Source organism: Enterobacter sp. E12 (assembly GCF_014596715.2).
In the GTDB taxonomy this organism is placed as follows: Bacteria; Pseudomonadota; Gammaproteobacteria; order Enterobacterales; family Enterobacteriaceae; genus Enterobacter; species Enterobacter bugandensis.
In genome coordinates this window covers 3665533-3683085 of record NZ_CP115601.1, presented here as the reverse complement: position 1 = coordinate 3683085, position 17553 = coordinate 3665533, and the positions used below count along the sequence as shown (strand labels likewise).

At 48.5% G+C, this 17553-nt stretch carries 21 protein-coding genes and 2 pseudogenes; 5 read left to right on the top strand and 18 right to left on the bottom strand.

The genetic code is table 11. The features are described from left to right. A complete protein-coding gene (locus IB212_RS17610; RefSeq protein ID WP_223239661.1) occupies positions 1-456 on the top strand; it encodes a hypothetical protein in 456 nt (151 codons plus the stop codon). Between the two features lie 79 nt (positions 457-535). Here IB212_RS17610 and IB212_RS17605 read toward each other — a convergent pair whose 3' ends face one another. From IB212_RS17605 to IB212_RS17545, 13 genes and pseudogenes are all read right to left on the bottom strand, one after another. Next, complete coding sequence (locus IB212_RS17605) at positions 536-910, bottom strand: TA system toxin CbtA family protein (RefSeq protein WP_163387549.1); 375 nt, start codon at positions 908-910, stop codon at positions 536-538. 49 nt (positions 911-959) lie between these two features. Continuing rightward, positions 960-1319, bottom strand: coding sequence for a type IV toxin-antitoxin system YeeU family antitoxin (locus IB212_RS17600; RefSeq protein WP_163387548.1), 360 nt, complete (start codon positions 1317-1319; stop codon positions 960-962). A gap of 22 nt (positions 1320-1341) precedes the next feature. Next, positions 1342-1564: pseudogene (locus IB212_RS17595) on the bottom strand (DUF987 family protein). A gap of 13 nt (positions 1565-1577) precedes the next feature. Beyond that, positions 1578-2060 carry a RadC family protein gene (gene radC, locus IB212_RS17590; protein ID WP_188245866.1) on the bottom strand — a complete coding sequence of 161 codons (483 nt, stop codon included), beginning with the start codon at positions 2058-2060 and terminating at the stop codon, positions 1578-1580. Beyond that, positions 2057-2209: a hypothetical protein gene (locus IB212_RS17585; protein ID WP_223239660.1), complete on the bottom strand. Its 153-nt coding sequence runs from the start codon at positions 2207-2209 to the stop codon at positions 2057-2059. Before IB212_RS17585 ends, radC begins: the two co-directional genes overlap by 4 nt. Positions 2210-2300: 91 nt before the next feature. Beyond that, positions 2301-2780 carry an antirestriction protein gene (locus IB212_RS17580; RefSeq protein ID WP_188245865.1) on the bottom strand — a complete coding sequence of 160 codons (480 nt, stop codon included), beginning with the start codon at positions 2778-2780 and terminating at the stop codon, positions 2301-2303. 78 nt (positions 2781-2858) lie between these two features. Then, positions 2859-3680 (bottom strand): DUF932 domain-containing protein, encoded by an 822-nt coding sequence (locus IB212_RS17575; RefSeq protein ID WP_163387545.1) that lies wholly within the window; start codon positions 3678-3680, stop codon positions 2859-2861. Positions 3681-3786: 106 nt separating this feature from the next. After that, complete coding sequence (locus IB212_RS17570; RefSeq protein ID WP_032755286.1) at positions 3787-3999, bottom strand: hypothetical protein; 213 nt, start codon at positions 3997-3999, stop codon at positions 3787-3789. Positions 4000-4084: 85 nt separating this feature from the next. Beyond that, on the bottom strand, positions 4085-4444 hold the full coding sequence (locus IB212_RS17565; protein WP_004136901.1) for a hypothetical protein: 360 nt from the start codon (positions 4442-4444) through the stop codon (positions 4085-4087). Between the two features lie 54 nt (positions 4445-4498). Beyond that, a complete protein-coding gene (locus IB212_RS17560; protein ID WP_163387544.1) occupies positions 4499-4963 on the bottom strand; it encodes a hypothetical protein in 465 nt (154 codons plus the stop codon). Between the two features lie 277 nt (positions 4964-5240). Then, entirely contained in the window at positions 5241-6359 is a 1119-nt protein-coding gene (locus tag IB212_RS17555) for a hypothetical protein (RefSeq protein WP_223239659.1), read from the bottom strand. A 404-nt stretch (positions 6360-6763) separates the two neighbouring features. Next, entirely contained in the window at positions 6764-8374 is a 1611-nt protein-coding gene (locus IB212_RS17550; RefSeq protein ID WP_163387543.1) for a YfjI family protein, read from the bottom strand. Between the two features lie 226 nt (positions 8375-8600). Continuing rightward, positions 8601-8810, bottom strand: a complete 210-nt coding sequence (locus IB212_RS17545; RefSeq protein ID WP_004136909.1) for an AlpA family transcriptional regulator — start codon at positions 8808-8810, stop codon at positions 8601-8603. A gap of 278 nt (positions 8811-9088) precedes the next feature. Between IB212_RS17545 and IB212_RS17540 the strand changes: the two genes are divergently transcribed. Beyond that, on the top strand, positions 9089-9850 hold the full coding sequence (locus tag IB212_RS17540) for a hypothetical protein (protein ID WP_188245864.1): 762 nt from the start codon (positions 9089-9091) through the stop codon (positions 9848-9850). Between the two features lie 606 nt (positions 9851-10456). Next, positions 10457-11577, top strand: a protein-coding gene (locus IB212_RS17535) for an IS3 family transposase (RefSeq protein ID WP_188245863.1) whose coding sequence is annotated in 2 segments (ribosomal slippage) — positions 10457-10715 and positions 10715-11577 — 1122 coding nt in all. Because the reading frame shifts where the segments join, the coding sequence is not laid out codon by codon here. 93 nt (positions 11578-11670) lie between these two features. Here IB212_RS17535 and IB212_RS17530 read toward each other — a convergent pair. Further along, positions 11671-12030 (bottom strand): annotated as a pseudogene (locus IB212_RS17530) (integrase); the annotation flags it as partial. Positions 12031-12548: 518 nt separating this feature from the next. Here IB212_RS17530 and IB212_RS17525 point away from each other — a divergent pair. Next, on the top strand, positions 12549-12998 hold the full coding sequence (locus tag IB212_RS17525) for a carboxymuconolactone decarboxylase family protein (protein WP_005131814.1): 450 nt from the start codon (positions 12549-12551) through the stop codon (positions 12996-12998). 245 nt (positions 12999-13243) lie between these two features. On the opposite strand, the gene IB212_RS17520 is transcribed toward IB212_RS17525, so the two are convergent. Genes IB212_RS17520 through IB212_RS17510 form a run of 3 tightly spaced genes read right to left on the bottom strand, consistent with a single transcriptional unit; the run spans position 13244 to position 14780 of the window. Then, positions 13244-13723, bottom strand: a complete 480-nt coding sequence (locus IB212_RS17520) for a carboxymuconolactone decarboxylase family protein (protein WP_005131815.1) — start codon at positions 13721-13723, stop codon at positions 13244-13246. A gap of 15 nt (positions 13724-13738) precedes the next feature. Continuing rightward, complete coding sequence (locus tag IB212_RS17515; RefSeq protein WP_223239658.1) at positions 13739-14347, bottom strand: FMN-dependent NADH-azoreductase; 609 nt, start codon at positions 14345-14347, stop codon at positions 13739-13741. 7 nt (positions 14348-14354) lie between these two features. Beyond that, positions 14355-14780, bottom strand: a complete 426-nt coding sequence (locus tag IB212_RS17510) for a GNAT family N-acetyltransferase (protein WP_020688232.1) — start codon at positions 14778-14780, stop codon at positions 14355-14357. 109 nt (positions 14781-14889) lie between these two features. On the opposite strand from IB212_RS17510, the gene IB212_RS17505 reads away from it, so the two are divergent. Then, positions 14890-16269 (top strand): PLP-dependent aminotransferase family protein, encoded by a 1380-nt coding sequence (locus IB212_RS17505; protein ID WP_047058016.1) that lies wholly within the window; start codon positions 14890-14892, stop codon positions 16267-16269. Between the two features lie 252 nt (positions 16270-16521). Here IB212_RS17505 and IB212_RS17500 read toward each other — a convergent pair whose 3' ends face one another. After that, complete coding sequence (locus IB212_RS17500; RefSeq protein WP_020688231.1) at positions 16522-17550, bottom strand: HlyD family secretion protein; 1029 nt, start codon at positions 17548-17550, stop codon at positions 16522-16524. Positions 17551-17553: the final 3 nt, after the last annotated feature.

The following is a 17553-nucleotide window of genomic DNA, read 5'->3' as shown; positions in this document are numbered from 1 at the left end:
ATGGATATCGCAACGCTTCTGGCTCGGTCGTGGCAAACTGCGACAACGGGTGATGACTCCATTAGCTCCGCAAGGGATATCGTCGAACACTGGTATGATAAAGGCGGTGACCTCACCCGACGGACCCGACGGTTTATGCTGCGGGAATGCCTGTGGATAGCCGCACATTACCGGGACACTGAAACGGTACTCACCCGACAGTTTCGCCTGCTGACCGTGTTACTGTATCTGGGCGGTTATTTTCCGAAAGGAAATGCCGACGGCATGCTACCGGAGAAATGTTTCATTTTACTGAACGCCCCGGAATTAAGCCCCATCCTGACAGACGATACGGCCCCTGATGTTCTGGCGGCGTCCTGCCACACCCTCTTATACCTCAGACGGATATCTCCGTTAAGGTGTTACCGCCATACGCGCTGTCTGAGCGAACATCTGTATCAGTTGATGGAGATCTGATAAAAGCGCCAGTCTTTGTACTGGTACCTGAGGGGCTGAACGCTGACGGTGTTGGCGTCAACGATCAGGGCTAACGTCATTATTTCCCTCCGCTGAATCTGCCACCTGTGATGTCAGTAACGGTTTTATATCCCTTACGGGTCATCAGCCCGGTACCCTTCCGGGCGCGGAGCATATCGATGCTGCCGATGAACGGAGACTGTTCTTTCACGCTGAAACCGTGACGGTCAGTACGTACTAGGTCGTACTTTTCCACGATAAAACTCACCGCGTCACACAGTGAGATGCCCGCATCAATGTGCTTCTGGATCACTCTGTCGTTGCCAAACGGTGTGTCGTTAAGCGTGAGTCCGTAATGTTGCTCCAGCAGATACTTCAGTAATTCTTGCCAGATTTCGACTGTTGACAGACGTGACGATGCCGCCCTTTGAGGGGGCAGGGATTGTATTTGCATGGTTTGCGCTCTTTGTTGGCTGGTTTGACGAAGGAAAAGCGTCCGGGGTTTATGCGGTTGTTGCAGATGTCGGATAAATTACGATGTACAGATAGCCACAGGAGCCGAGCGTATCGGCCTCACATATCAGCCCTTTTGCGTGGAGCGTGATGCAGCGCTGAATGTGGGGCGTGAGTTCGTTGCTGGTCAGCATGAGCTCCATCTGCTTCATCAGTAACGGAAATGCCTGGTCCAGATGGCGTAAATCTGCGTCATTAAATGTCCCAGTGATGCTGGCGCGGTCAGCAAGGTAATGCAGGCGGTTACCCTCCTGTACCAGCCGGGCACCAAAACATGGCGTGACGTTGCGTCTGAGGCCCCACCAGTGTTCCGCGATGTTATGGTTGATTACGCAGGTTGCTTTCTGCATGTAAGTACTCCTTAACGGTGAGTTAATTCAGGGTAACGCTGCGCAGGATCACATACGGACCGTTGCGGTCCTGTCGGCGTTCAGCAAACACGGCCAATACCCCCCCGGATATCCTGCACTTCCCTGACGTAGTAATGGCAGATACTTCCGAACCACTTATATTTCCCGGTACAGAAGCGAAACAGCCGGGACTCAGAATGCTGGCGGTATATCGCCATTGCCTGACGTTTACTGATGATTCTCATCATTATTCTCTCCCTAAAGCCAGCCACGCTCGGCAAACGAGACGATGTCCATGCCTCCCACGACCAGGTGGTCCAGCAGGCAGATATCCACGAGTTTAAGTGCCTGTTTCAGATGGTCAGTGAGCAGCCGGTCGGCATGGCCAGGTTCCGCATAACCTGACGGATGATTATGTGAAAGCACGATGGCAGCCGCGTTGTATTTCAGTGCGGCCTTTATCACTTCACGGGGATGTACCTGCGTATGGTTGATGGTGCCGGTGAAGAGCGTTTCATGGGCAATAAGACGATGCTGGTTATCGAGGAAGAGTGCCATGAAGACTTCACGCTCAAGCGTGGTGAGCTGCAGACGGAGCCAGTCGCGGACCGCCTGACTGGAGGTGAATGCCTCGCCGGGTTCGCGTAACTGGCGTTCCAGCAGGGTCAGTGCGCGTCTGATAGTGCGCTGTGCGACGGGAGATATTCCCCCGCGGTCAGGGGGACACGTGGTGGTATTCATTTGCTTTTCCTGTCTGTTGACGTATCCGGGACGGATGTGTTGTACAGTTTCACGGCAACGACGAACTCGTTGTGCAGGGATTCGAACCATGCCCAGATATGGAAGAGAGGGGTACCTGCCGGGAAATGCAGGAAGGGTTCGTCGGTCACAACCTCTCCGTCCTCATCCCTGACCGTTGTTTTCCCCAGCGCATCCCTCAGGGCATTAAGATGAGACAGTTCATACGGCATAGCGGGACGCTCAGTCGGTAATGCACATGATGGCGTTGCATTCCGGGTGATTGAGCGCATAGTCACGCAGACGCCAGTAATGTTCCTTCATGGCATCGCATTCTGTGCGGCATGCGTGATGACTGTAAGCGATAAGACAGACCGCAATCCCTGCAGCTTCGGCGCTCATGTCTGCGGCATTGCCATTCATGGCGTTAAACAGCGACCAGAAGGCATCGCTGTCCGTTTCCGGAGCCATGAAGGCTCCGCCGTTGCTGAGAGAATAAAAACTCCAGATACCGCCGCTGTAGTCAGCGCAGAACCGGTCCATCCACGCAAAGACCTGCGGTTCAAGGGTTATCCACTGCGGGATGTTGCCAAAGTGCTGCGGCCAGAATTCCACACGCTGTTCGTCCGCTACGGACATGGCTGTCAGTGCCGGTGCAGAACCGTCATCGCCAGCCTGCAGAGGTCGCTGATTGTTATCGTTAATATTAATTATGTCGGTCATGTTAATTTTCCTTATGCATGGAGATGTCGAATGAAGGTCTTGGGCCGGGGATTGATTTCTGTGGCGGGGCGCGGGTGATTACCGGTCCAACAGGTTCAGCATGTTCTCCGCCATCACCCAGAGCGCGCGGTTTAATTTAACGTCGCCATCAATCCCGTTTACTGCGCGTGTATGGGTGTGTTTACCCTGAGCGGTACGGCCACTTAGTCCGCCTTTCAGCAGGTTTTCCTGAATGCGCTGGTAGGTGGTCCACAGGTCATCTCTCTTGTCCTGCCAGCGGCGGGGTGCAAGAATTTGCGATTCAGTCACAGGCTGATACTCTTCCCCAAAACGGTATGTCAGCGCCGCTTTAGCCAGTGCATGCTGCGCGGGTGACGGGAGTTGCAGGGACTGCATGGCGTCGCGTTTCTCTTCCACCCGGTCAAAGACGCTGAGAACCTCATAGGCCCCCTCAATCACCTTCCCGACAACATCGCCCCTGTGCGGCACGCGGATCTCGCCAAACGACTGTCCGCAGACGAGCGAATTGGTGCAGACGCTTCTGAATATCCCTGGCAGCAACTGAAAACTCGATGCGCCATCGTGAGAATTCAGAATGATAATTTCCGGCACCTGCTGACCGTTTATCTGACCGGTACGACGCAGGCGCAGCATATGCTTTGTATGTTCCCGTCGGCTCTGGTCTCGCACTCGTGACTGACAGGCAAAGAATGGCTGGAACCCTTCGCGTTTAAGGTTCTCCAGCAGGGTGATTGTGGGTATGTAGGTGTACTTTTCGCTTCTGGAGTCGTGCTTGTCTTCCCCGAAGACGCTGGGGACATGCTGCATCAGTTCTTCGCGGGTTAAGGGACGGTCGCGGCGAATCTGGTTCACCCGACCAAAACGGCTGGCTAATCGCATGGTTGATTCCTCATCTGATTAATCTGAAGGCATAAAAGCAAAAGCCCCTGCTCCGTGAGGAGGCAGGGGATGGATGTGTTGTTCTCAATGAACGGATAGGGCGGGATTACAGCGTATCCAGAATCTTCAGTATCTGCGCCATCAGGGCGGTGATAAGTGCAGTGACCAGCAACGTGACCGCTTCCCGGGCTGTATCAATGCAGTCGTCATCGTAACCGGCCTGACGAAAGCGGATTTCAATATACTGCCGGGCATGATGTCCGCCGCACCAGGTCAGCGCCTGGCTCAGGGCGGTCACCAGCATTTTCAGAAAGGTCATAGGATTTACTCTGGACTGCGCAGCGGCAGCCCGTTGGTCATGTGGCATTTTTTAGGTTGGGAAACGTTAATCAGGGGCGGGGGACTCAGTGGTAAGTGTAACGCCATCCCCCCTTATCAGTAGTGACGACGACTTCTGAAGCCACGCAGTTATTATAAAAACTCACGCTGACGGACTGCCCGTAACGCAGGGTAGCAGGCAAAATAGTTTCTTTATTGCTGGAGTACAGATATTTCTGGTTGGCAATGCGACAGTTTCCCCGGTTCACGTCAATATTTTCGACTTTCACGGTGTTATCCAGTGCAGTGACCACGACCGTGACGTAGCGTGTTCCGGCAGGGTGAACCTGATTACTGGTCTCCACTTTGATGGATGGCGTTGGCTCTGCCAGCGCCAGGGCTGACAGTGCAAACAGTGCGGGCACCAGCATGTGTTTAAATTTCATAAACTGTTCCTTTTAAAAATAACGTAATCAACAGGTATTAAATTCAGATGCAGGCTAGAGTGCATCTTTACCCACGCAGCCGTGGGTCCCGAATACTGGCAATACCCTTGCTGCCCCAGCCAGCGTGAATGTGGCATCCTTAACACCGTCTCCGGTTACTGAGACCTGTTTGCCATTACGTAGCTGAGCCCAGGCCAGCGCCAGGTTATTACCGCCCACTCGACTGCCAGATTCGCTGATGTCGATGGGGGCTCCACCGTCGATACTGACCTGAAGGTTTTTATCTTCATCCATACTGACCTGATGCCCGCTGGCGTCAGTGAATATGACCGTGGCCGGTTGCGAGCCGTAATCCTCACAGGTCAGAGACAGTTGCGATTGACTTTCCCCATTGATAACAAACTCTGATACTCCCTGGCCCCAGCCCTGGGTCCAGGTGGTTTGATTACCGAAGGCCATTGCCACTGCCGGTACCAGCGCACAGGTCAGTAGTAAAGGGTGAATCATTTTTCTGTTCATTTTTGTGCACCTCTGGTTTTCGTAAAACGCTACCCGGAAAGGGTATCTGCATGTTTTTTAGTAGAAGACAGACAGTCATAAGCATCCCGTTGGGATTTTATAGCTGCAAAAAAGAAGGGGATAACGATGAAATTCGATCGAACCGATCGACAAAATTGATCGTGGTTCAGTAAATATATTTACCGTAAACCTCGCCCGAGTTTATCGATGGTCCGGTTTCACTTCAGAAGGGTGATATATATCTGAGATTTTATTGAACACAGGCTGAGGAAATGCATCACTGAGGCGGTATGGCGCAGACACCGTCCTCTGTGACAGGAGGAACACTAAAAAAGCGGTTATAGAAGAGATTACAGGCTCTGTGGTCGCTGGTGTCAATGTGAAAATATTTTGCCATGTACTGGCTGAGTATATGCTGAAATTCGTCGTAGATTTGTTGAGACCCGCGCTTGTGCTTCACCCTGATTTCATCGACTAAACGATAACATTGCTCCAGCAGGCGGTCGCCGTCGCCGTTCAGCAACGCATGAAACGCGGCAACGGCAAATAATTCATTCGCAGGCCCGGCATTAAGCCAGACGCTGACTTCGGTACAAACCAGCGTTTCCCATAGTGACATCAAATTCAGGCGTAAGGCTTCCTCTTTTAACAGACGGGTTAGTGGAGGGAATGCGTAAATATCAGTGTCAAATAGCCTGCGTGACAGACTTAAATCAGCAAAGGCAAGATGCTTAACTCCGTATAATGCTTCCTGTACAGCATCTGAACCGTATTTATCCGTTAACGCTTTCAGTAAGGTCGATTTAACCGGTTGAGGTGTTTCCATTGCTTTTATGCCACTCAGCACTCCTGACTGACAGCAGGGGATAAAATCCTTCATCATCCGGTTTATAGCAGCAGGTGCGATGATAATGTTTCTGGCGATATTTGCACCGCCCTTAGAGTTAGGGTAAATGTGGCATAGCTCAAGATCCAGCCAGGGGATTAACCTTTTTGTCGTATCAGCAACTCTGTGCCCGTTCAGCATATTATACGTTTTTTGGTGGACAGCTTTGCGCTGATATAACCGAATGAGGTCTGCAATATCCGTCGGACCGGTGATACTCCCCAGTCCAAGGGAATTATTTTTTAGCATAGCTTCCACATTGAGCCAGTAAGAGTGCTTAACCAGTCTTATAATAGCATCGTCATCGATTAACCTCCGGGCTTTATCCCGATGTTCCTTACAACAATAAAACTGATTGCGGGTTTCAGATATACTGATACCACAGGCGGGATACCGGCATATTAATGCTGCTCTTTCCGTTCGTCTGGCTGCATTTAACTGTCTGCCCTGATAATGTGCCGGGCATAGCCGTAATATCCGTTCGGCGGGTGAATGGCCGATCTGTGCCATGCAGTTATTTCTTTTACATATGGCCATAATTAAACTCTTATTTAATATGATAATATCTTTGCTTTTATTGTTAATAGCAATGATGCTATTTTTATACGCCATTAAATATATTTATTAATCAACATCAATTAAATGTTAATGTATTTGTCTCAAATGAGTAAGAAATACACTAGCAAAACACATTGTGTTAAATTACATGTTTTGATGGCTGTTAATGGTTCATATCCCCAGAGCTTTCCACCAGTCGTCATTATCTGTTTTTTAGCACTGTATTCTGAGAAAACCCCGCGCGGATTGCGACCAGTCGCGACTGGCGCGGGGTTTTTGCCTCTGTGGCTGTTTTTCGAAGACATTTAACCGGTTTACGCTCTGGCCATTCGGGTCTCTGTAGTGAGGTGTCCCGATTAATATTCCAGCCTGTTAAAGTCAAAGTATTCAAAACCATACCTGCCAGTGACATTCTCTGGCGATGCAATAATCGGATTATGTCCGTTCTCCAGGAATGCCGGTGGAATACACCATGAGTGGCGACATTCCAGGGAGGGCATGGCAATATACACCGCAGAATGACGGCCGGGACGAATAAAACAAATCAGACCTAGTGCGATTAACTGCTCAAGAACAGATTGTGATTTACTGGCGTCACGCAGCCGGTTCGGGCCGTTCCGGTTTACCTCATTTTTCCTGAGTGGATATCCCTCATTATCGAGAAATTTCTCCTTAAGCCACCTGAACATCTCGTAAACGTCCTCCATAAATGCATTCCGTTCAGAAGAAGGGAAAAACAGCCTTTCCGCTTCTTCAAGATGCCATTCCACAATTTTGAAGGCGGCCTGGATGACCCCCCGCGAAATACATAAACTCTCAGGTGAATACATATATGTCAGAATGGCCGCAACCCTGAGGGCATTCGCCCCCGCTTTGGCTGCAATTTCACTGATATGCTCCATCTGCTGTCCGGGGGCTGTTTTACGGCTGAGCTCTGACTGTTTATCTGCCCAGTAAGTGGTCGCATCATCAGATAATCTGAGCGTTTGTTTCTGCGTATCGTGACTATAAAAACGCGCCTTTTGCTTATCAAGTAACTGGTTAATTTTACTGTGGAACACATTTAATGCTTCATCAGAATGAGCATGGTCCGTATTTGTGCGGCGACGTCCCAGCGTGCTGATGGTATTGATATAAAGAAACCGCGACAGAAAACCACTTCCCTTGCTGAGTTCACCGTGGTTACGGCGGTAATTTTCAAAGACCGGGGGCTGAACCATTAATGCCAGGGTCAGGCAGGCGTTGATATCGTACTCCTCACCGCCCGGGCGGTGGTATTCATAGGTCTCCCCGTCCCAGGCTTTATTCAGTAAACCGAGGTTGTTTTTCAGATACCCTTTAAAAAAGGTAATTGCCTCATCTGAGAGCACCCCGGCTTCAGAATACCGGCTCAAACCTTCCAGGAGCGCCTTTGCGGTGGTGTCGTCATAAAGCATCGCCAGGCGGGTCGGAGGCTGCTGCCGGGTTTCTGCATGTTCATTTAACAGCCGTTCTTCCTCCGTCCCCTCAGAACCGCTTTTGATGGCAGTGTACAGATTACTGGTCAATGCTTTCTGGTGTATTTTCCAGATATTGTCAGCACGCAGGTGTGCCTTCATCAGACCGTCGTGCTGCTGCTTCATTTGCTCAGCGAACCGGTAAAAAGGCTTCATCACTTTTTTGCTGATACTGGTCTTACCTTCACCGGAGACCGCCAACGTCAGTAAATACAGTGCACAGTGCATCGGATCCGATGAGTGTGGTGGTACCACCTCAATATGAGCCTGACAGGCGAGGGAAGAGGCTGCCAGTACGGCCCCCGCTATCAGTTCCGCCGGGATACCCGTCTCGTTATAAAGAGCATCAATGACATCCCGCATCACCGGCGGGAACGCGCAGACAGGGTAACCCTCCGGGGTTCTGTTTTGTACGGGAATATAAGGCTCCGGCATTTTCGGAATGACAGTGTGTGGCAGTATATTCTGCATGTAATATTCTCCTTGGTTACTGTTTTCAGTAACGGGTAGTTGTGAATATAATAAAATAGCCAAGCGTCAAAATTTATTTAAAGTAATAATCTTACCCAATAAATAATCGTATTCAGTTTCCTTGCAACTGGCAAAAATATGTCGCAGCGAGCACATATTTTAATCAGAGACGTTGTTATATAACCTGCGTATCCTCCTTTAATTTTTACCAATACTATCTCATCGCTTATGATGCCTGCTGGCGTTCCAGCAGCCATGCATCCAGCTCTGACTCAAGCCAGCCGACGGACTGCATACCCAGCCTGCGCTGTTTCGGGAAGGTCGGGTCGTAACGCGGTGACTTCGGGTTGATCCAGTCATAGATGGTTGAGCGGGCGATGCCCGTTTTGTTAACAACGGCGCGTATGCGCAGTATCCTGATACCTTGTACAGACATATCTGTTAATTCCCCCTGTTCTTTCGATATGGACGCAATTGTATGGTGCCGGAACAGGTAATGGCACCCGCCTGGTGGCTGTGGCAAAAAAGGCATTTTATAACAATGAGATAGGGGATTTTTTTTAGCTTTTTTTCCCGTTTTTTGTTGGTGAAAGAATGTTTTTTTTCGAGAATGGTGTCGGAAGCGTCTGGCTAAGGGCAAGAATGAGTCGTTCCTGGTGTCAGGCAAGGAAATTTACTGGAGTATAGAAATTGTCATTCGAAAAGAGGGACTTCATGGCTGATTTAGACAGGGATTTTACCCCTGATGAGTTACTCATCGTATTTCGTAAAAAGAGGAAAGCGTTACGTTTTCATCTCGGGGTCAGACAGAAACATATCGCCAGGCAATGGCTGAATAAAGATACTGAAATTGTTATCGTGCTACAAACAGGGAGACAAACGAAGGATGAAGATTTAGCGCGGCGACTTGCTGATGAGCACGGAGAGAAAAAATGGCGGCGTTATCTGAAAATTTTCAGTCTTTCAGAATGGATGATAAAGAGGATCAGGAACGATATGTCTGAGGCTGAACAATACTGGGAGCAGGGAACATCGGCTCTCGAATCTGATCCAGATCATGCGGTGCAATTAATGCTGAAGGCTATCGCGTTGTTGGATCGCGGTCTGAAACGCAGTGAATCCGCAGCAGGTAAAAGAATCAAGGAACGGCATAAACTCAATTCTGCTTATGGCGGAAAGGTCAAAGCGACACGTTTTGATGGCGTTAAAGACGAAGTGATAAAACACCTGGAAGCGCAACCTGAGGGCTGGGAAACTAAAACCGATGCCATCAACGCAATTATTAAAGCGTTAAGGCCCTATATTGAGGAGCATGGATGGCCTTCCGCACAGGATAAAAACGACTCACGGGACGCGGCAATGGTGGAGGCAAGCCAGAGCAAGTTGTTGGCTGAATGGTCAGTCAAAGACAAAAGAGTGAAGGCGGCGTTCGCGAAGGCAGTACAAAAACGTATCAGGGTGTCGCAAAATCGATAGCCCGGTACCTTGAGAGCGCGTACGTGATTCAATGTGACTGCTTTTTCTCAGATGTGGCTGTGCAGAAGAGCATAGAGCTGATAATAAGACGATACGAGCTCCCCTGAACATCATCGTCTTTTTAGCGATACTGACAGGGTTGATAGCGATACAACTTTTTAATGAGTAATCTGTCGGGAGTACCTTGCACTTTTTAATGGTATGCCGGATCACACTGTCCAATCTGGCAATGGTATTCGTCGTGTAAAACCGCCTCTGCCGCTGGTACCCCAGGTCATGGGTTAATGCTTTGTAGTCCTTCTAAGATACGAGCCGCAGGCTATTACGCACCATGTGAATGATACAGAACTTAATCCGCTCTCCGGATAAACTGCATTAATGGCGTCAGAGATGCTCTTCAGCTCATCAACGTAGGTGATGAGGATATCTTAACTTCGGCACAACTCAGCTCATAGCTTAATTAGTTGATAAAAATCAGCGTGGGGCCCCTCGTTATATCTGCTCATAGATCAGGTTTGACCTGACGCAGCTATTATGACCTGCTCCCCGTTGATTAATACACCCCGATGTTAGTAATGTCTTCATAAGCCACATGAGGACATCCCCATGAAGAAGCGTTTTTCCGACGAACAGATCATCAGTATTCTCCGCGAGGCTGAAGCCGGGGTATCTGCCCGTGAGCTCTGCCGTAAGCACGCCATTTCAGATGCCACGTTTTACACATGGCGTAAGAAGTATGGCGGTATGGAAGTGCCTGAGGTTAAGCGCCTGAAGTCGCTTGAAGAAGAGAACGCCCGACTCAAGAAGCTGCTCGCCGAAGCCATGCTCGATAAGGAGGCGCTTCAGGTGGCTCTTGGGCGAAAGTACTGACGACAGACCAGAAGCGGGAAGCCGTGGAGTTGATGTGTGGCGCGACCGGTCTGTCGCAACGTCGTGCCTGCAGGCTGACAGGTTTGTCCCTGTCGACCTGCCGCTATGAAGCGCAGCGTCCGGCGTCGGATGCGTATTTATCAGGGCGCATCACTGAACTGGCACTGGAGCGCAGGCGTTTTGGCTACCGCCGCATCTGGCAGCTGCTGAGCCGGGAGGGCCTTCACGTCAATCACAAGCGGGTATACCGTATTTACCACCTTAATGGACTGAGCGTAAAACGCAGACGACGCCGTATAGGGCTGGCAACCGAACGGTTTCCTCTTCTGCGCCCGGATGCACCGAACCTGACATGGTCGATGGATTTCGTTATGGACGCACTGGCCAACGGTCGCAGGATCAAGTGTCTGACCTGCGTGGATGATTTCACGAAGGAGTGTCTGACGATCACCGCTGCTTTCGGTATTTCAGGCGTTCAGGTTACGCGTATTCTGGACAGCATCGCACTGTTTAGGGGCTATCCGGCGACAATAAGAACCGATCAGGGCCCGGAATTTACCTGCCGCGCGCTCGATCAATGGGCCTTTGAGCATGGTGTGGAACTACGGCTTATCCAGCCAGGTAAGCCAACGCAGAACGGATTTATTGAGAGTTTTAACGGACGCTTTCGCGATGAGTGTCTGAATGAACACTGGTTCCGCGATATTCTTCATGCCCGGAAAACGATTAATGACTGGCGGCAGGATTATAACGAGTGCCGTCCCCATTCATCGCTGGATTACCAGACACCAGCTGAATTCGCAACAGACTGGCGAAACAGGAAATATGAAGAAAAACCAACCGACATTACTAACTGAAGGTTGTAGCTAATCCTGGGGGCAGGTCACAGGTCAACCAAGCTTTTCTACCCACCTATTAAAGATTCGGTTGTATTTTCGAGTTGATATTTACTGATTAGTTCTGGCCCGAGACCGGAACAAGAAGTCTTTACTGTGCAAATTGCCAAGCTTTATCAATGCAGCAACTATTTCTCTTGTTCCTTTGGTGGTCTCAAATTGCGCAGGACTACAGGTTTTCTGTTGCAATACCGTTGCTCTGCTTGAAACCAAGCTACCATCTGCCACATCAGATACTTTGCGTTTGACCAGATCAGAATCTCGAAGCTTACTGTCCAAGGTCATATTGAACAGAGCTAGATCGCGCCTTTTACCTTCCAATTCAAGCCGGATTCGGTTCCTCCAGATATGAGATATCTGAACTGGTCTTTTTTGGCCTACGATACTGCCTATGTTCCACGATGAAGTGTTCATACTCAAATCTACTGTAATATGGGAGATTCGAGTATGATTGTCCCTTATGAGCGAGAGGTGGACGTACAGAACGAATTTCATTACATATGAATTAAACATTTCTTCCCGGGGAACGTCGATTGTCGTTTGGGATAGCCAGGCTTTAGCCTGCTGGTAATCGTCAGTTCAGCCAGAAGAAAGAGTGTTCCGACAATGTATCCTGCACCTTTTTTATCATTATGATGAAGGCCTTCACCAAGTCACATTCTCAGGTGCCATTTCTGCATAAAGACTAAAACTGGCCATTCAAACAATCATCATTGTTGAATCAAAGTTAAACCCATACTAATTTCATGGCCTTTCATGGCCTTTCATTTTTATCATGTCCTACCCGTTTTCCTCTCCTTTGTGTCTTTTTTACATGTCAATTTTGATTATGATGACTTAACACTGAAGTATCCATCAGTAACCCTTCTGAAGAAGGTTAGGTATATTTCCGTAGATAAATCAATCAACTATCACTTTCTAAAGGAAAACACATGAAACGTCCAAATTGGTTCCAGGTATCTGCAGAAGGTTCAAAAGCACTGGGAACGCTGCATCATTTTGCCACAACAGGAACAAATCTCCCGGAAGAGTTAATACATTTGGTTTTTTTAAGAGTATCTCAGATTAATGGCTGCGCGCATTGTATTGATATTCACACCCGCGATCTTATGAAGTGTGGCATGTCAGTAGAGAAAATAGTTCTGATTCCCGTATGGGAGGAAGCTACATATTTATTCTCGGATCTGGAGCAAGCGGCACTGGCATGGGCTGAAGAAGTTACCCGAGTAAGTGAGACACATGCCTCGGATGAAGCGTATTCTGCAGCGCTTTCAGTATTTGGTGAAAAAGATTTGGTCGATCTGACCATCGTTATTGCAACAATGAATGCACTTAATCGTATGGGCGTCAGCTTTCGAATGAAGCCGCTGGCCAAGGCATAAATTACCATTCGTTTTCTTCTCGCGATTGGTTACTCATTTCCTCCAAAGTAAAAACCGCCGCAAGGCGGTTTTTACTTTTTTAACAGCTAGCGATGAATATAATCGATCTTAATATTCTTTTAAGCATGTATAATATTAGGTTAAAAATACACTATGAATACTATTTGTGGGTGATTATTACAACATATGTAAGCTAATAATAAAAAATAAAGCCGCCAACAAGAAGTGTTGTTGGCGGACATTTATTAATGTAATTCAGCACGATCCAGACCGTAAGCGCTATCCATCGATCCTGGTGACATCTGTGATAAAATCTGGAGACGATTCCAGGCGTTGATTACAGCAATGGTGAAAGTTAACTCTGATACTTCCACTTCAGAGAAATGTTCGCGCAATTCGCTGTAAAGCGCTTCGCTTACACCATTATCACCAATGCGTGTCAACGCTTCAGTCAGTGCCAGAGCAGCTTTCTCTTTGGCGCTGAACAGTGGCGATTCCCGCCAGATTGCAACGTGATAAAGACGCAGTTCACGCTCCCCATGCATTTTTGCTTCTTTAACGTGCATATCCAGACAAAACGCACAATGATTCATCTGTGAGGCACGGATATCCACTAAGTGCTTAAGTTTTTTATCCAGCGAGACTTTTCCTAATGCCATAGAGGCATCGGCTAGTGTTTTAGCCAGTGCGGGAATGGTTTTAAAATGATTCACACGTGACGACATATTGTAATCCTCTTTTTAAAATAAACGATCAATGGTTTGCAGTGCATGAGGTAACGCTGTAGTACGAGCGACGGGATCATGCGTACCGTCTACCCGAATAAATTGCACGTCGGTAATGCCAATATATTCAAGCGCTACGCGAATGTATGGCGTAAACTGGTCATCCGCTACAAATGGACCGTGTGCAAATACGCTGCCGCTGGCGACAACGCAATACACCTTTTTGCCGCTGACGAGCCCTATTTTTTTGCCCTCTGGCGTAAAGGCGAAAGTTCGTCCGGCGCGGGTTATATGATCGAACCAGGCCTTTAACACAGAAGGCAGGCCGAGGTTCCACATCGGTGATGAGATAACCAGCGTGTCACAATCTAAAAGCTGATCTACCAGTTGTTCCGAAGTCTGAATAGCGGTGAGCTGAGCTTCACTGCGTAGGTCTGGTGGGGTAAAAAAACCAGCAATGGTAAATGCATCAAGATGTGGTAGCGGCCTTTTAGCCAGGTCCAGCACTGATTCTTGAAGCCCGGCATGATGCGCGCGTAATTTTTCTACCAGGCGCTCAGACGCCACACGGGATGTCGATCCTGATAAATCCGGGCTGACTTTAATGTGAAGCAGTTTCATCATTTTTTCCTCAAGTGAGATCGCGATAATAATGCAGGCCGAGGGCGGTATATCCGACACGCTGATAAAATGCCTGGGCTCCTGAATTACTAATGGCGGTATCAAGGACCATCTGACCACAACCGTATTCACGTGCGATGACCGCTAAGTGATTCAACAGCGTTGCACCCATCCCCTGACCGCGAGCCTCGTTCACTGTTACCAGATCGTCGACGTAACAGAATTGCCCGTGAATGAAATTTTCGAGCAGTCGATAACCGGCCAGCGCCATTGTTTTGCCATCCTGCTCCAGTCCTGCAAGCCGATAGCCTTGCGCCTGCTGGCGCTGTACCTGGGCGATAAATTGTTTCTCATTCGTTAGTTTGCTGCGTAGCTCCTGCATCAGCGCAAAGCAACGGGCAAGGTCAATGACGGTGTCGTAATGTACAATCTTCATGACGCCTCATAGTGAGTGGCTTAGTTAATAGCCATATCTTAATCTTGTATGTCTTGTTAAAAAGGGTCATTATTCGAATTAATTGATAGGACATTTAAAGGTGCATTTGATGGGGTACAAAGAGATTTATGCCCGCTATCGTCAGCAAATTCAGGACGGCCTTTTGAAACCGGGGGAGCGCGTTCCCTCAATTCGTTCGCTGGCGAGCGAGTTGCAGGTCGCGCGAAAAACGGTGGAAACCGCGTATGAAATTCTTACTGGAGAAGGCTATTTTGTAAGTCTGGGGGCGAAGGGGACCTATATAAATCCGGAGCTCCGGCTGACCTCAACGGTCAGAGAAGACAATTATGTATCGTCTCGTTCACTTGACACGCCGGTTACTGAAAGGAAGGGTGATCTCCGACTCGGCATTCCTGCACTGGATGAATTCCCCCATAAAAAATGGCTGTTGATATCGGGAAAAGCGGCGCGAAGTCTGCGTCCGGAAGAAATGCTCATGCCCCCGGTAGTGGGCTTTAAGCCACTACGTGAGGCCATTGCAAGTTATCTCACTATTTCAAGAGGACTGAATTGCCGACCAGAGCAAATCTTCGTTACCAGCGGCTATCGTGCCAATTTACGGTTTATTCTGTCGGTACTTGCACAACCTGATGATAAAGTGCTGTTTGAAGATCCTGGCTACTTTTATGGTCAGCAATTATTGAAGCGAATGGCATCCAAACTGCACTATATACCTGTTGATAGACAGGGCATGGATGTTGATTATCTTCAGCGCTATCACAACGATGCACGCTTCGCTATCGTTACACCCACTCATCAAAGTCCGCTCGCAGTTAGCCTTTCATTACCGCGTAAGCATCAGTTACTGTCCTGGGCACAGCAAAACAATAGCTGGATAATTGAAGATGATTACGACGGAGAGTTTCACTACACACGCAAAGTAATCCCGGCGTTGAAAAGCCTCGATACGCATGACCGGGTTATTTATACCGGTACATTTAGTAAAACGATAATGCCAGCTATGCGTATCGGATATATGGTAGTGCCACAGGAGACGGTAGCCCGTTTCAGTGAACTGGGTGAAATCCTTGAAACGGGTCTGCCATTACTACCGCAAAAAATCCTTGCACAGTTCCTTAGTGAAGGGCACTTCTACCGGCATATAAAAAAGATGCGTTTACTCTACCAGCAGCGGCGTCGCATGATGCTTGACGCAATTGAAACGACTTTTCCAGGTTTTTTTGAATTTGAGCTTACAGATGGCGGTATGCATATTGTTGCCTTCCTGCAACGTGGCATTGAAGATACTGCATTAGCTGCATTATGGACACAGCACGAGCTTTACGTCCGGCCACTCTCGAGCTGGTATGCGCAGACACGAAAACGTTATGGATTAGTCATTGGATACACCAATATTCGTTCAACCGAGGAGGCGCAGAAAATTTTGCAGCGTGTTAAGGAAAAAACACTGGCACTTATGCAGCATTAAGTATTTTGATAGCCAGGCGTGAAGAATAACCTATTATTTACCAGTATTGTGGACTGAAAAAATTTAGTCGATCACTCTCTGTAAATGAGGGTCGACTAAATATGATCGTGATCGCTCATGCGTTTTTGTACATGAAGTTAGCTTGGTGTCAGTGCCCTTTATTTCCAACAGGAAATTATGTATAGATAACTGGAACGCCGTTTCTAAGCCAGACATTAAAAAATAGAGCGTTTTTTGAGTATATCTGGAATATTAGCGGATTTTAATTTCAGGAACGGCTGACATCCCGACGCGCAATAATTTTGCATCGGGTTGATTACCATCCAGCACTATTTTCACCGGTAAACGCTGGACGACTTTAGTAAAGTTACCCGTTGCATTGTCTGGCTGGATGGCTGAAAACGTTGCGCCGGTTGCAGGAGCGATACTATCGACATGTCCAGTAAACTTTTTGCCAGGCATGGCATCAATTTTAATTAAGACCTTCTGCCCCTGCTGAACATTTGCCAACTGTGTTTCAAGATAATTGGCAGTGATGTAAGTTTGATGTAGCGGAACCACGGCCAGCAGACGTGTCCCTGCGTTAACGTACGCTCCGAGGCGCACCGAACGCTGGCCTACCATCCCATCGACTGGTGCAACAATATGCGTATAAGAAAGGTTAAGCCTCGCCTGACTGACTTTTGCCTGCGCGACTGCAACATCGGCTTCCGCCTGACGTAATGCAGCCCTCAACACGCCTACCTGTTTCTCTGCTGAGGTCAGAGCAGCTTCGTTCTGACGAACGACTGCGGATGCAGAACGCTGTGTTGAATGGGCTTTTTGTTGATCGTCCGCAGCGACGGTACCTCTTTGATAAAGCTTATTAAAACGTTCAGCATTCTGACTGGCATACTGCGCCGATGCCTGACTGGCTAAAAGGGTCGCTTTTGTCTGAGCAATAATGGATTGTTGCTGCTCCAGTTGTGCAAGGCTGCTCAGGCGTTTTGCATCACTAAGCTGCAAATTAGCTTGCGCCATTTCAAGCGCTATTTTGTAGTCACGGTCATCCAGCGTGGCCAGTGTTTGCCCTGCTTTAACACGTTGGTTATCCGCAACATAGATATTTTTGATATAACCCGATACTTTTGGTGCTACCAGTGTGTAATCCGCATTCACATAGGCATCATTGGTACGGGTATCATTGTTCAGCATTGTCGACCAGACGAAAAATATCATCGTCATCATCAGGATTAATAATGCGCTGAGCAGAGTCGTTCTTCTCGATACCGAAAATTTCATTTA

What these genes read in the sequence shown, in the direction of transcription:
- IB212_RS17610 (WP_223239661.1), top strand. Translation starts at nt 1, where the DNA reads ATGGATATCGCAACGCTTCTGGCTCGGTCGTGGCAAACTGCGACAACG.
- IB212_RS17605 (WP_163387549.1), bottom strand. Translation starts at nt 910, where the DNA reads ATGCAAATACAATCCCTGCCCCCTCAAAGGGCGGCATCGTCACGTCTG.
- IB212_RS17600 (WP_163387548.1), bottom strand. Translation starts at nt 1,319, where the DNA reads ATGCAGAAAGCAACCTGCGTAATCAACCATAACATCGCGGAACACTGG.
- radC (WP_188245866.1), bottom strand. Translation starts at nt 2,060, where the DNA reads ATGAATACCACCACGTGTCCCCCTGACCGCGGGGGAATATCTCCCGTC.
- IB212_RS17580 (WP_188245865.1), bottom strand. Translation starts at nt 2,780, where the DNA reads ATGACCGACATAATTAATATTAACGATAACAATCAGCGACCTCTGCAG.
- IB212_RS17575 (WP_163387545.1), bottom strand. Translation starts at nt 3,680, where the DNA reads ATGCGATTAGCCAGCCGTTTTGGTCGGGTGAACCAGATTCGCCGCGAC.
- IB212_RS17570 (WP_032755286.1), bottom strand. Translation starts at nt 3,999, where the DNA reads ATGACCTTTCTGAAAATGCTGGTGACCGCCCTGAGCCAGGCGCTGACC.
- IB212_RS17565 (WP_004136901.1), bottom strand. Translation starts at nt 4,444, where the DNA reads ATGAAATTTAAACACATGCTGGTGCCCGCACTGTTTGCACTGTCAGCC.
- IB212_RS17560 (WP_163387544.1), bottom strand. Translation starts at nt 4,963, where the DNA reads ATGAACAGAAAAATGATTCACCCTTTACTACTGACCTGTGCGCTGGTA.
- IB212_RS17555 (WP_223239659.1), bottom strand. Translation starts at nt 6,359, where the DNA reads ATGGCACAGATCGGCCATTCACCCGCCGAACGGATATTACGGCTATGC.
- IB212_RS17550 (WP_163387543.1), bottom strand. Translation starts at nt 8,374, where the DNA reads ATGCAGAATATACTGCCACACACTGTCATTCCGAAAATGCCGGAGCCT.
- IB212_RS17545 (WP_004136909.1), bottom strand. Translation starts at nt 8,810, where the DNA reads ATGTCTGTACAAGGTATCAGGATACTGCGCATACGCGCCGTTGTTAAC.
- IB212_RS17540 (WP_188245864.1), top strand. Translation starts at nt 9,089, where the DNA reads ATGGCTGATTTAGACAGGGATTTTACCCCTGATGAGTTACTCATCGTA.
- IB212_RS17525 (WP_005131814.1), top strand. Translation starts at nt 12,549, where the DNA reads ATGAAACGTCCAAATTGGTTCCAGGTATCTGCAGAAGGTTCAAAAGCA.
- IB212_RS17520 (WP_005131815.1), bottom strand. Translation starts at nt 13,723, where the DNA reads ATGTCGTCACGTGTGAATCATTTTAAAACCATTCCCGCACTGGCTAAA.
- IB212_RS17515 (WP_223239658.1), bottom strand. Translation starts at nt 14,347, where the DNA reads ATGATGAAACTGCTTCACATTAAAGTCAGCCCGGATTTATCAGGATCG.
- IB212_RS17510 (WP_020688232.1), bottom strand. Translation starts at nt 14,780, where the DNA reads ATGAAGATTGTACATTACGACACCGTCATTGACCTTGCCCGTTGCTTT.
- IB212_RS17505 (WP_047058016.1), top strand. Translation starts at nt 14,890, where the DNA reads ATGGGGTACAAAGAGATTTATGCCCGCTATCGTCAGCAAATTCAGGAC.
- IB212_RS17500 (WP_020688231.1), bottom strand. Translation starts at nt 17,550, where the DNA reads ATGAAATTTTCGGTATCGAGAAGAACGACTCTGCTCAGCGCATTATTA.